Here is a 14,138-nt window from a genome sequence, read left to right as displayed (position 1 = left end):
ATTTTGGCAACAAAGCTAAAGGAGCTGTCTTAATTAAACAGCCTATAAAAGTTAACTTTTTGTTAAGGAAGCAGGCTTACCAGGCGGTTTTGGTGTAGTTAACGTTATTTTTTCGCGACGAACTTACGGCAATACCTTTTTGAGCATTTATCAACGCAAAACCTTCCAGTTCATCAGCCCTGCTATCTACATCAATTTGCTTAATTACCTGCATTGTGCCCGCCTCAACAGACTTGTTAAGATCCACGTAAGTAAAGCGCCATTTACGCCCTTCTACCTGGTTTTGAATAAGTATCAATACATCTTTATCGGCCACCCAACACAAATTTTGCACCCATGGCGAGCAGGTAAATTTTTTGTAGAGTACACCTGCGTCTGATGTTTTGCTGCAATGTGCCAGTTTTTCTGGGTCGTAAAGCCTTACCTCATTATTTTTACCGCCGTAATCAGCTGTGGCTACAAACCATCTGTTCTTATATTTAACGTACTCGGGCCTGGTGCCTTGTATACAGGCATCATCATTAATTGTGCTAATGAGGTTACCATCAAGTGTGCCGGTCTTTTTTAGCCCCGGCCAGTTCACCTGGTATATCACGGCTTTCCATTGCGTGCCCTCTTTATTTAACCTGATAGAATTACCTATAAAAACCCGGTCGCCACCGTTATAAGCTATACCGGTAGGGTGGCCAATTACGTCCTGCCCATTTTGTGTAAGTTTGTATTCTTTGCCGGTATATAAAAGGCTATCGTGTTCCCACTTAAATTCCCTTATCATTCCAATCTCACGGTCGCCGTATAAAAAAAAGCGGTCGCCCTGATGAGATACGCCCTGGCAAGCGCCTAACGAATCCACAGTTGTTTCGCGGTAAATGGTATTATTGATACCCGTTTGTATAAAGCCGGTAACAAGGGCGCCAATAAATAATAATATTAAAACGGGTAAGGTACTTTTCATTGTTATGGGTCCATTGGCTCATCTGCATCAATTTGCAACGAGTTGATGAGCGGGTAAAATTCAAGTTCGGTTTCATTCACGCGTTTACCCAACCTATAAGGCACATAGTTAAGCTCGGTAAGGCACCGTTTATCCATCGTAACAATAAAATCGTTTTGATACTTATCGGTAATAATTAAGCCTGGTTTGGTAAAAGGCATCCCATATCTGAATACCAGACGTGCATCATTACGGATATTAGTGGTTGTGTGGCGGGCATGGGGTTCGATAATGATGGCATAGGCAGGCACATGCAGCTTATCAGCCATGTATTTACGCATTTCATATGCCTCATTATACTTTGTTTTGTAGGGGTGCACATTACCACCGGATACAACTATAAATGGTGCTTTGCCGGCAAAGTAAGCCCTTGCTGCCGTTTTACAACGCAGCATCCCTTCGCCGCTTAGTGGGGTGGTTAAATTATCGGGGCCCGCGCCCGGCACAAGTATGTGACTATATGGATATGCCGACCACTTTGTAGTTTTAATTTTAACTGCCGCTAAGTTATTTGCGCCGGTGGACATGGGTTCAAAATCGGCCGCGTTTTCCCGCTCATTCACTTCGAGATAGGTTAACGCCGCGGTTAAGGGTACATCAAAAAAAAGCCCGTTCTCCTTTACTGCCGCTTCAACTTCGCGTGCGCAATCATACATCAGGATGTAATACCCTTTCTTGTTCACCTCGAACGCAATAGAATCAATTTTAGGATAATTTGGCTTTTTACCTTCTGCATAAACGCCAATAGCAAAGTTTACAGCCTTAGCGTCCTGCTCCCAGGCCTTTACAAGTAAATTTGCAGGCTTTTCCGTATGGTTTAATATATATGTGCCTGAAGGTATAAGGTGTGTTTTTACTAAATTATCCAGCGCGTTACCGGGTTTATATAAACTCATCAACCGATCGCTTACTATACCGATCTCATCGTCGGTAAATTTAAGAGCGGCAGGCAGGCAAAGCCCATCTTTACAATTATTAAGAGCGTTTGTTAAGGCCGATAACTTCTTATCCCGAATTTTGTTAAATACAGAATCCTTCCTTAACAATGCCGATACATTTTTATCGTTTTGTAACAAGGTAAGCAAGTAATAATTTTTTGCTTTTACCCAGTTACCACCCGGCATTATCTTATATGCCGGCAATGCACCCGAAAATTGTGCCCATACGGTTGAAGAAAATAACAATAACAGAGAAAACAGCAGGGATTTTTTCATGTGTTAATTAGATTACGCAAAAATAACCCTACATTGTTAAGTGCATATTATGCTGCAATTAGCATAACGTTATACTATTTAACTATTTGCTGTTCCCCCTGAAGTTAAGTTAATAAATTAAAATATCGGCTATTAAAACGCTTAATGTGAACCACCTGATGTAATTAAATCGCTTTATCAATCCTTACCGCCAGCCACCACCAAGTGCACGATATAGCCCCACTTCGCTCAGGTAAATGTTCTTTTTGGTGCTTGCCAACTGCAATTCGGCATCTAATACATTTCGCTGCGCTGTAATTACCTCTAAATAACTTGCCCGGCCTAACAGGTACAGGTCATTCGCAACCGAAACAGCATTGTTAAGTGCGCTAAACTCTTGTTGCTTTAGTTGATAGTACTTGCTGTAATTCTCCATACCGTTCAAACCGTTCATCACTTCCTGGTATCCGCTTAAAACGGTTTTTTGATATTGATAAAGCGCTTGTTTAGCCTCTGCAACTTTGTAGTTGTAGTCGGTTTTAATTTTTTTACGATTAAAAACAGGTGCCGTTAAACCACCAACTAACCCAAACACCGCAGATGAAGGGTTAAAAAGCAATGCGGCTTTAAATGAATTGTAACCGGCATAAGGTGTTAAGGTGAGACTTGGAAAAAAGGCGGCACGTGCCGAACGGATATCCGCATTGAGTGCTGTTAACTCAAGTTCGGCCTGGCGAATGTCTGGCCGGTTAAGCAATAGCTGGGTGGGCACACCCGTTTTTAATTTACCGGGAAGCGGAAGCGCCGTAATGGATGTATCCCTGTGAATGGTACCAGTAAACTTGCCTGTAAGCAAATGCAGGCGATTTTCTGTCTCGGTGATCTGTTGCAGGGTGCTATATTGTAATGCTTGCGTATTTGCCAATTGCGCGGCAAATTGCTGTACAGCCAACTCAGTGGCCCTTGCGCCATCCTTCTGGATTTTTACGATCTCCAGCGCATTTTGCTGTAACACAATATTTTTCCTAATGATGCTTAACTCTTTGTCTAAAGCCAGCAATTCATAATATGCGGTGGCTATTTGCGCGGAGAGCTCAGTAACTACCATACGGTAACCACTTTGGGTTGCCAGAAAGCGCGCCAGTGCGGCCTTATTTTGATTTTTTAATTTTCCCCACAAAGGCACCTCCCAGGAACTTCGCAGACCTATAAAATAATCAGGTGTGGGATTTGGGATGCGCTGATCGCCATTGATATTGGGCGATAAGTTGGTATCGTAATTACCTACCCCATTCATTGTATAATCGCCATATCTTTCTATACCTGCGATGGCGTTCAAATTAACGGATGGCAACCTTAGGGATTTGTTATACTGCAATGTAGCAGAAGCCATTTCTATCCGCTGCAGTGCAGCCTGCATATCAAAGTTATTTTTTAAGGCCGTATCAATCAGCTTACGCAGGCTGGTATCGGCAAAAAAAGTATTTATAGGGATGCCTGCGCTGTTCAGTGTATCGGTGCCGCCTCTGTAAGTAGAAGGTAACGTCATGGTAGATTGCACAGTAACAGCTTTATAATTTTTACAACCAGCTGTAATTGCCACCATTAAAAGAACAGACAAGTAAGCGGTGTATTTATTGTACTTATACATATTAATTCAGATTTATGGGTTCGGTATCAACCACGTGTGCTTTGTGTTCGGTTACAGGTTGTGCAGGCAGCATCGTTTTAGGCGCAAATATCACATACAGGCCGGGAATGATAACCAGGCCGAAGATGGTACCAAAGAGCATACCTCCTGCGGCGGCGGTACCAATTGAACGGTTACCCAAAGCCCCCGCCCCATCGGCGATACAAAGAGGAATTAAACCGGCAACAAAGGCAAGCGACGTCATTAAAATTGGACGCAATCGAGATACGGCGCCCTCAACCGCAGCTTGCAAAACAGTAGCACCTTGTTTTTGGCGCTGCACTGCAAACTCAATAATGAGTATCGCGTTCTTACCTAATAACCCTATCAGCATTACCAGCGCAACCTGGCCATAAATGTTATTTTCCAGCCCCAGCACCTTCAAAAAGAAAAAGGCGCCAAACACGCCGGTGGGCAGCGATAAAATAACCGGAAGTGGTAACATAAAGCTTTCATACTGCGCTGCAAGCAGTAAGTAAACAAACACCAAACAAACCAAGAAAATATAGATCACCTGGCTGCCAGACAAAACCTGCTCGCGCGTTATACCCGACCACTCAAACGTAAATCCTTTGGGTAGTTTTTTCCCGGCTACCTGTTTAATTGTGTTCAAAGCGTCACCGCTACTATATCCCTCGGCTGCATCGCCTGTTATCATGGCTGAGGTGTACATATTATAACGTGTAAGCTGCTCGGGTCCAAACACCCGTTTCATACTGATGAAGGTGGAGAAGGGCACCATTTCTCCCTTGTCGTTTTTTATAGTGAGCCTTAATACATCCTCGGGCTTGGTACGAAACTCGGGCGAGGCTTGTACCATCACTTTGTATAATTGACCAAAGCGAATAAAATTAGACGCGTAAAAACTTCCCATCAGCGTTTGCAGTGTAGACATGGCCTCATCTATGGTAATACCTTTTTGAGCTGCCATAGCCTGGTCTACAGAGATCATGTACTGCGGAAAACTGGCGTCGAAACTACTGAACGCGCCGGCAATCTGCGGTGTTTTGTTAAGCGCTGCAACCAGGTCGTTAGTTACCTGGGCTGTTTTTTGCAGATCCTCAGAACCTGTTTTATCCAAAACTCTGATCTCGAAACCACTGGAGTTACCAAAACCCGGTACTGTTGGCGGCGGAAAATATTGAATGGTAGCATCAGAAAGCCCTTTTGTTTTTTCCTGCAATTCATCCATCATTTTCTTAACAGATAATTTACGTTCATCCCAGGGCTTGAGGTTAATCATTGCCATTCCATAAGATGCACCCGCCACACCGTTAGCCAAACTATAACCCGAAAGAGTAGATACCGATTCCACATCCGGCATACTTTTGGTTTGTTGCTGTATAGCGGTTAAAACCTGTTCGGTACGTTCTACAGTGGCACCCGGTGGAGTAGTGATATTCGCGTAGATCACACCCTGGTCTTCTGTAGGTATAAAACCCGATGGCAGTATCGCATTAACTCCCCACGTGGCAGCAACAAAGAATACCAGTATAATGATGGTAATTAATCGCCTGCCCGCAATACGGCCGATCAAACCGGCGTATTTGTTTGATACGCCATCATACCCTTTATTGAAACGGTTAAAAAAGCGCGCCAATAACCCTTTATGTTTGGCAGGTTCCTGATGCTTTAACATTAAGGCGCAAAGTGCAGGGGTAAGCGTAACGGCATTAATACCCGAAATTACAATTGCAAAAGCCAGCGTTAATGAAAACTGGCGGTAAAACACCCCCACCGGGCCCGTCATAAAAGCAACAGGCACAAATACCGCCGACATTACCAGGGTAATGGCAACAATGGCACCGCTTATCTCTTTCATGGCGGCAATGGTTGCCTCCATAGGCGGCAAATGTTCTTCGGCCATTTTTACGTGCACCGCCTCTACCACAACTATCGCGTTATCTACGACAATACCAATGGCCAGCACCAGCGCGAATAAAGTGAGCAGGTTGATGGAAAAGCCCAGTAACTGCAAACAAAAAAGCGTGCCCACAAGCGCTACCGGCACTGCCAGCGCCGGTATAAGCGTGGAACGAAAATCCTGCAGAAAGATAAAAACCACTACGAATACCAACAGAAATGCTTCTACAAGTGTAACGAGCACTTCGTGGATAGAGGCATCTAAAAAGCGGGATACATCATAATTGACATTATAGCTCATACCCGCCGGGAAGGAGGTATTTTGCAGCTCGGACATGCGGCTTTTAATATTATTGATCACTTCGCGGGCATTAGACCCGGGTCGCTGCTTGATCATGATAGAGGCAGAAGGCCGGCCATCTGTTTTAGATACCATTCCATATGTAAGTGCGCCAAATTCAACATCAGCCACTTGCTGTAACCGCAATACGCTGCCTTTACCATCAGCCCGTAGCACAATATCTTTATACTCTTCTGGTTTAAAAAACTTACCGGGGTACCGCAATACGTATTGCAGCAACTGTGGTGCCCTATCCGAGCTTTGGCCTGTTTTACCGGGTGCGGCCTCTACGTTCTGGCTTCGTATAGCTTTAACAACATCGTCGGTAGATACGTGGTAGGCTGCCATACGGTCGGGTTTTAACCATACCCGCATAGCGTACTCTTTAGCACCCATAATTTCGGCCCTGCCTACGCCATCAATACGCTTAAGCTCCTGCAGTACATTAATGTCCGCGAAGTTGTAAATGAATTTTTCGTCCAGAGTGCTGTCCTTACTCATTACGTTAAGGTACATGAGCATACTGTTCACTTCCTTTTCGGTAGTTACACCAGCTTTTATCACCTCTTCCGGCAATTCATCGATAATAGTTGATACACGGTTTTGCACGCTTACAGCGGCCACGTCAGGATCAGTACCAACCTTAAAAAATATCTCTATGGAAGTTAAACCATTGTTGCTGCATACGGTAGACATGTAGGTCATGCCCGGCACACCGTTAATGGCTCGCTCTAAAGGTGTGGCTACCGCTTTTGCACAAACTTCGGCGTTGGCACCGGTGTAAGTGGCGGTTACAGTAACCGATGGCGGAACAATATCAGGAAACTGGGTAACAGGCAGTTGCAATAACGCCAGTACACCCAGCAGGGTGATCAATAAAGAGATCACCAGAGACAGCACAGGCCGCCTGATGAATATATCAAACATGGTTGAATATGGTAATGGGGTAAATAATTAGTAAGACTGCTGCTTACTTTGCAATTGCTAACGCCTTGTTGGCTGCCTTTATCGGTTTAATGATCATGCCGTCCCTTACGCTTTGCGTACCTTCAAATAAAATGCGGTCTCCGGGCTTTAGGCCATCCTTTACCACATAATAGTGCGCAAGGCGTGTTATGGGCGTAAAGCTTTTTATGTGAAGCTGGTTATTAGCATCAACCAAATAAACATAACTTTTGTCCTGTATATCAAATACGGATTGCTGAGGCAGGAGAATAACGTCATTAGCACCGGTGCTTACAAAAAGTTTGGCAGTAGCACCATGGCGCAGCAAGCCATCCGGATTGGGAAAACGGGCCCTGAAATCAATAGAACCGGTGCTCTGTTCAATCTGGCCTTCCACTATTTCGATACGGCCCGGATGTTTATATTGACTACCATCAGATAGTACCAATTTTACTTCACGCCCATCTTTATCAGATTTACGCGAGCGCTGATATTGCAGGTATTCGTTTTCAGGAAAGCTGAAATAGGCATACATAGCACTGATGTCTGATAGATCGGTCAGCAGTGCCCCCTCTTCCAGTAAACTACCGGCCTTTAGCGGAATGCGGTGTATGATACCATCAAAAGGCGCGCGGATATTGGTGTAAACGATATGATTTTCAGCGCTTTTAACGCCAGATTGCGCTTCTTCTATGGTTGCTTTATCGGCATTTAGCCTTGATAACGCCACATCAAGCTCCGATTTAGAGATCACTTTCTTATCAACCAGCAGCTTTATACGGTTAGCTTCCAACTCGGTAGCCCGTGCATCTGCCCGTGCGTTGCTTAAAGCGGCTTTTGCCTTACTCAATTGTGTGCGGTATTCTTCGTCGCTTATCTTAAAGAGCAATTGTCCTTTTTTAACCAACATACCTTCGTCAACATATATTTTTTCGAGGAAGCCTTTAACCCGTGTACGGATCTCTATATTTTTTATAGCCTGTATATCGGCCACATACGGCGTTTGCAACACGGTATCAACCGCTTTAAGGGTAAGCACCGGCAAGGTTGGTTGTTCCTGTTTTTCATTGCCGTTATCTTTACTGCTTGCTGTGCAGCCTGCCATAAATAGCAAGGGTAGTACCATAAGCGCAAGGCCCGGTATAATATTTAATTTCATTTTTTTTGCTGTAAAGTATAAGCACCGGTTTGGCGCGTAATTTTTTTAGATATAAGCCAGCTTAAGGCTGGTGACATAACTAAACAGCAAATCAGAACGGACTTAGCCTGAAAAGAAAATGGTGTAACGGCGGTAGTAAAAACCTGTTTACCCAGGGAAAAATATGGTTATTGGGTATGGCTTTAATTAAATCGAGGTAATTTAACAGATCTATTGCCGGTAGCTGGATATTAAAATCAATTGTACGGGTGTTAATATATCGCCTTCGGTGATTGATCTTATGATGCTCGTGCTGGTCGTGGTCGTCAGATGCAACATGGTTAAAGAAAATGTCGACCAGGGTATTATCAGAAGATACCTGTGCTGAAGTTTGAGATACCGGGGAATTGTTGCCTTCTATAAAATTTGTAGGGTGAAAGCAAACCAGCGTATTAACTAACCACGCGGTAATAAGTATGAAAAACCATCTCTTTGGTACCATGCGCGGCAAAATTAGCGAAAAATAGTTTAAATAGCTAAACGAGTGTCAAATGCATTATAATGTATTTGTAAAAAGTACTCAACGGAATATTCTAATATTCCAAAATATTAAAGAGCTGCAAAACCTTATCATCTTCCAGGTTTACCAGGCCTTGTGCTACCGTCATTGAGGGGCTTTCTTTTAAGGCCATCGCCCAATCAGGAAAATACCGCTGTTCTATTGGCCCTTCGCGCAAGGTTGTAACCCGCATATGGCGCTTGTCGCGCTGTATATTATTATATAATTGGTCAATATGCGGCTTAGGGCCTTCTATAAGTTGAATATAATTTTCGGGAAGGCAAATGAGCATGCCGGTTACATCAAAGCGGCTATTTAAGTCCCGGGATACCTTCAGTAGTTCCCGCAGGCCGTCATCGTCCAGGGTCCGGGTGGGCGTGCTAACATAAACAGTGTAATACAAGTTCATGACTAACTGGCTTTAATGGGTAATGTGAAATAAAATACCGAGCCTTCACCGGGTGTGCTTTCCGCCCAGATATGGCCATGATGGCGTTCTACTATTTGCTGGGATAAATATAACCCCAAACCAAGCCCCGAAATGTTCTTATTTTCGGTAACACGGTAAAAACGGGAGAAGATCTGTTCTAATTTATCGGCCGGTATCCCGATGCCCTGATCGCGGACACTTAGCTTTGCCAAGCCGTTCTCCTGAGAAAGATGAACCTCTACTTCATATTTTCCCGGAGAATAACGAATAGCGTTGGTCAATAAATTAAGGATCACCTGCTCAATGCGCTGGGCATCCCCCTGGATAGGAAGCGTTTCCAGTTCGGTTTTAAGAACCACCCGATGTGTTTGATTAGAGTAGGCTATCAATTCAATGGCATCGCGTGTCACCTGGCAAAGATCGAGCGTTGCAAGTGTAAATTGCAATTTTCCCGCCTGTATCTTTGAAATATCGAGCAGATCAGAAACCAGGTCGTTCAGTTTCTTGATCTGCCGGCTTGCCCGGTTAAGAAAATCCTTCCGCCGTTCTTCGCTCATATCGTTATTCAATATCTGCAAATATCCCTGTATACTGGTCAAAGGCGTTTTCAATTCGTGGCTGGCAAGGCCAATAAACTCATCTTTTTTATCATTGAGTTCTTTGATCTCGTCATACAGCCGGGCCTTTTCTTCCTGAACGGCCAGATGCTCGCTGATATCCCGGGCTATTTTAGAGGCCCCTATTATCTTGCCGTTCTCGTCTATAATTGGCGAAACAGACAGGGATATAGGCACTTGCCTTCCCCCTTTGGCTACACGTACGGTTTCAAAGTGGTCTACCTTGTTACCCTTGCTTACTTCTCCAATTATAAATTTCTCCTCGTTTAACCGTTCGGGAGGTATGATCAGCGAGATGTGCTGGCCTAATGCTTCAGCCTCCGTGTAACCGAACATTTTTTCTGCCGCCTGATTCCAGCTGGTGATAATACCTTCCAGGGTTTTACTAACTATCGTATCATCAGAACTGCCTACAATGGCAGCCAGCATTCCCTGTTTTTCAGCGGCATGTTTAATGGCCGTAACATCACGCGCTACTTTTGAGGCACCTATGATGGTACCGCTACTACTAACAACAGGAGAAACGGTGACAGATAAATGAACTTCCCTCCCATCCTTATGGCGCCGTACAGTTTCAAAATGATCTACCTTTTTACCCTTGGCTATCTGCCCTATAATAAAGTCCTCTTCGCTCAGGCGGTCGGGCGGTATAATAAGAGATATATGCTTACCAATGGCTTCTTCCTCTGTATAGCCGAATGTCCTTACTGCAGCCTGGTTCCAACTGGTAATGATGCCTTGCAAAGTTTTACTCACAATGGCATCATCAGACGTAGCTACTATTGCAGCCAGTATTGCCTGTTTTTCGTTGGCAAGCTGCCGGTCGCTTATATCTTTGACAATCTTTGATGCCCCAATGATCATCCCCTTATTATTACGAATAGGAGACACTGTTATAGAAACCGGCACTTGGTGCCTATCCTTAGCTATCCGGAATGTATCAAAATGAGCTACCTTTTTGCCCAGCAATATCTGTCCGAGTATATAATTTTTTTCGGCGCTCTTATTCTGTGGAATGATTAGACTGATGGATTTCCCTAAAGCTTCTGCTTCTGTATAACCAAACATTTTTTCGGCCGCAGGGTTCCAGGTAGTGATGATACCTTTTGTTGTACTGCTGATAACGGCATCCTCCAACTCAGCTATTATTGAGGCTAATATGGCCTGCTTCTCATCGGCAAGTTGATCGGTTATAGTGATTAGCGGGTTACCGGAAAGCTTTGTCATTGCCATTTAAACAAAATAGGAGTTAAAATGTTCGCACCATTTAATATTTATAAAAACAATAACGGGATTAATACTTCTACTTTAAACATCATCATTTGTAGACTTGATAAATGTTCGCAGTTATTAATAGCTAATAAACAACTACTCAATTTTATTACTCATTAGTTAAAACCATCCTACTCACTGTTGGTTTAAATAATACGTCCGATACGCTTTGCATAGTTGCCAATAACGAACCAATAAGTTAAAGATAAATTTTATGAATAGATATGAAATCCAGTTGAAAGATTTTGGACGCATCCTGCTTGGGCAGGAGCCATCTATTTTTTGCTTAAAGTATTCGTGCGGATATTGATAACTTAAACTTTGTTAATATGTATAGTTAGATGGCTTGGCAAACAAATGACAGGCGAACTTACCCTGATGGACATGGCAGTAATGTTAACCTTAGGTGCAATAGTATCCTTTGCTACGCTGTGCGGTGGCTTCCCAGTGCGGCATTATTTATTTGGGATACCGCAGCCATAAGTTTGAAAACCTGGTACAAGGAAAAGCCGGCACAAGCCATGGCAGAGCAATAAAAATAAATGTGAAAGTTGCGGCCACGAGATATAGACGCCGGCTGTAACCAAACAACCATAAAACCATGCAAAAACAAACAACTATTTGGGCGCTAAGCGCCGCGGACAAAATTGCCAAATATAAAGGCGATATCCATTATCAGTACAAAGCAGACGCATATGTGTTTGATGTACGTTCAATAGATGAATCATTGTGCATCGTGAGTAATTGGAATGATAAAACCAGCGTAGCATTCCGTACGGCCTATGCGCCCGGAGGCATAACTGTTGACGATGTTAAAGAAAGCGATGCCGGAGCAATAATACAAGTTACAGGTAATACAGGAACTTTTATTGTAGAGATCAACTTTCCGTCAACTAAAAACACCCTTTTACACTACCAGGTTAAGTTTACACCCAGGGGTAATTTAAACATCCCTTACTGGCCAAAAGATGTATTGGTATTCAAAAGTGATGGCAGTTTGGCAGATACTGAAGGGGACCTGTTTGTGAAACAGATAGGTATTCGTAGCGGGGTACTATATGCAGGTGTGCAAAAACCCGGGAAAGGCTCATTCCTTTATTTTCAAAACTTAACCGCCATTAATGAATACTGCATTGAAACAGAAACATCAATAGCCGATACGGTTACCGGCCAGTGGCCGGAGTTCGGTTTTTCGTTACCGGCAACTAAAGAAAAGCCATTACCGGAAGGTAAAGAGTTTACTATAGCCGACGCTTTTGTGTCATTCAGCACGCAAACCCCTGCAGATCAGTTTGAGGTTGCCACAGCATATATAGATCACCTTGCTGCGATATACCAATTTATCCCGCGTCCCGATACAAATTACCAGCCTTATAACGAAATTATACACAACTGCATTCATGATCTAAGAACCAATAAAGGCTGCTGGAGCCAGCATAAAGGATGCTCATACCTTAATGCCTACGTATGTGATTATGCTACCCCTCCCGAAATTATGGTGCAGTTAGCCGTGCTATTACCCATGTGGGATTATTGGAACTGGAGTGGCGAGGATATGGAAAGCAGTAACGAGATATATGATAATCTGGAGACCTTTTATGATGAGGACATCCATACTATAAACCGGTGGCTGCCCGCCGCTCAGGATATGCTTGACGAGTCGGAAGAGCAGAAAGTGCCCTACACCATGGATTCATGGTACCTGCATCATCCGTTGCTTAATCTTGGCCGAATGGCACTTGCCGGCAACGAAAAAGGAAAAAAACTTTTTTTAAACTCAATAGATTATGCCATAAAGGTAGCCCATCACTTTAATTATAAATGGCCTGTGTTTTACAACATGAAAACGCTGGAGACCTTAAAAGAAGAAACACAACCGGGCATGGGGGGCGAAAAAGATGTTGCCGGCGTGTACGCTCAGGTAATGTTAATGGCTTATGACTTAACCGGCGAAAAAAAGTATTTCAAGGAAGCCGAAAAAGCAGCGCAATCACTTGTACAATTCGGTTTCGATATTTTTTATCAGGCTAATAACGTAGTGTTCTCTACAAAAGCAATGCTAAGGTTGTATAAAGACACAAAGAAGGAAGTTTATCTCAATCTGTGCCATTTATTAATAGCCAACATGCTTAAAAATGTGGCTTTGTGGGAGTGCGAATATGGCTATGGTAAAAACTTTCCGCTGTTTTTTGGTTTGTTTCCGCTTAACGATGCCCCCTACCTCGCCGTTTATGAGGAACAGGAGTGTTTTGCTTCGATACATGATTTGTTAGAGATGGCCGAGGGCATACCATTGTCTGATAATGCGCGCTTACTATTAGCCGAGTTTGTGAAATATATGATCAATCGTGCGGCGTACTATTGCCCGCCTATGCTGCCGAAAGATATGTTGTCTGAAGAAGTAAAAACCGGTGAAATAGACTCAAAACTATGGATAGCGCTTGAGGATATGCACGATGGTTGGGAAAAAGCTGGTGTTGTAGGGCAAGAGGTTTATGGCGCCGGATTATGCTTCGGCATAGTACCACGGCACTACGTTATTATCCCCGATCAGCCTTTTTTAGTTTATGTAAATTACCCGACAGGTAAAAAGCAAATAACGGGCAACACCTTAACGATGCAAGTTTTAGGTAACGAAGCCTATACCTGCAATCTTCGCTTTGTTAGGCATAACCAAGACAGTAAACTGCCAGAAATTTCGGTTATGCTGGGTAATAAGGATGACCAGAAAAATATTGATAACAGCGTGTTATCTGCCGATAGTGATATTACTATTCACGGCAATCAAACCATCATTATCAAATGGAAATCATCCACCAAAAAACAAAAAGTTAAGTAATGGAAGACAAGATGAAAGCAGCGTTTAAAACACTGGAGGGTACAATTGAAATGGCGAGGCCGAACCGGACTACATGACTGGGGAACGGAACATAAAGCATTGATTCCACACACAAAATAGTGATGATGAATGCCATATCAGCTCTATTGTTTAAGTCCATAAGCCCGCAACAGGATGCAGACTTATGGACTTAGTTTAAAGGAGATATGCTCTATTACATTTCTAACTAAGATGCAGAGATCACTCCGTTGGTTGTGC

10 protein-coding genes are annotated in these 14,138 nt (G+C 43.5%); 2 read left to right on the top strand and 8 right to left on the bottom strand.

Going from position 1 to position 14,138, the window contains the following annotated elements; translation table 11 throughout:
• Positions 1 to 76: 76 nt before the first annotated feature.
• From ACFQZI_RS00385 to ACFQZI_RS00350, 8 genes are all read right to left on the bottom strand, one after another.
• Positions 77 to 955, bottom strand: a complete 879-nt coding sequence (locus ACFQZI_RS00385; RefSeq protein WP_377137218.1) for a hypothetical protein — start codon at positions 953 to 955, stop codon at positions 77 to 79.
• Positions 956 to 957: 2 nt separating this feature from the next.
• Entirely contained in the window at positions 958 to 2,208 is a 1,251-nt protein-coding gene (locus ACFQZI_RS00380) for a YdcF family protein (protein ID WP_377137216.1), read from the bottom strand.
• A 184-nt stretch (positions 2,209 to 2,392) separates the two neighbouring features.
• The gene (locus ACFQZI_RS00375) at positions 2,393 to 3,838 is read right to left on the bottom strand and encodes a TolC family protein (protein WP_377137214.1); all 1,446 of its coding nucleotides are present in this window, start codon (positions 3,836 to 3,838) and stop codon (positions 2,393 to 2,395) included.
• Between the two features lies 1 nt (position 3,839).
• The gene (locus ACFQZI_RS00370) at positions 3,840 to 7,007 is read right to left on the bottom strand and encodes an efflux RND transporter permease subunit (protein WP_377137212.1); all 3,168 of its coding nucleotides are present in this window, start codon (positions 7,005 to 7,007) and stop codon (positions 3,840 to 3,842) included.
• Between the two features lie 43 nt (positions 7,008 to 7,050).
• Positions 7,051 to 8,184, bottom strand: coding sequence for an efflux RND transporter periplasmic adaptor subunit (locus tag ACFQZI_RS00365; protein ID WP_377137210.1), 1,134 nt, complete (start codon positions 8,182 to 8,184; stop codon positions 7,051 to 7,053).
• Between the two features lie 91 nt (positions 8,185 to 8,275).
• On the bottom strand, positions 8,276 to 8,665 hold the full coding sequence (locus tag ACFQZI_RS00360; protein ID WP_377137208.1) for a hypothetical protein: 390 nt from the start codon (positions 8,663 to 8,665) through the stop codon (positions 8,276 to 8,278).
• 91 nt (positions 8,666 to 8,756) lie between these two features.
• Positions 8,757 to 9,131 (bottom strand): BLUF domain-containing protein, encoded by a 375-nt coding sequence (locus ACFQZI_RS00355; protein ID WP_377137206.1) that lies wholly within the window; start codon positions 9,129 to 9,131, stop codon positions 8,757 to 8,759.
• Positions 9,132 to 9,133: 2 nt separating this feature from the next.
• Positions 9,134 to 10,996, bottom strand: a complete 1,863-nt coding sequence (locus tag ACFQZI_RS00350) for a sensor histidine kinase (protein ID WP_377137204.1) — start codon at positions 10,994 to 10,996, stop codon at positions 9,134 to 9,136.
• Between the two features lie 386 nt (positions 10,997 to 11,382).
• Between ACFQZI_RS00350 and ACFQZI_RS00345 the strand changes: the two genes are divergently transcribed.
• Entirely contained in the window at positions 11,383 to 11,577 is a 195-nt protein-coding gene (locus ACFQZI_RS00345; RefSeq protein ID WP_377137202.1) for a hypothetical protein, read from the top strand.
• A 65-nt stretch (positions 11,578 to 11,642) separates the two neighbouring features.
• A complete protein-coding gene (locus ACFQZI_RS00340) occupies positions 11,643 to 13,880 on the top strand; it encodes a hypothetical protein (RefSeq protein WP_377137200.1) in 2,238 nt (745 codons plus the stop codon).
• Positions 13,881 to 14,138: the final 258 nt, after the last annotated feature.

This window comes from Mucilaginibacter lutimaris, assembly GCF_042676625.1.
In the GTDB taxonomy this organism is placed as follows: domain Bacteria; phylum Bacteroidota; class Bacteroidia; order Sphingobacteriales; family Sphingobacteriaceae; genus Mucilaginibacter; species Mucilaginibacter lutimaris.
This window is presented reverse-complemented; position numbering and strand designations above follow the sequence as displayed.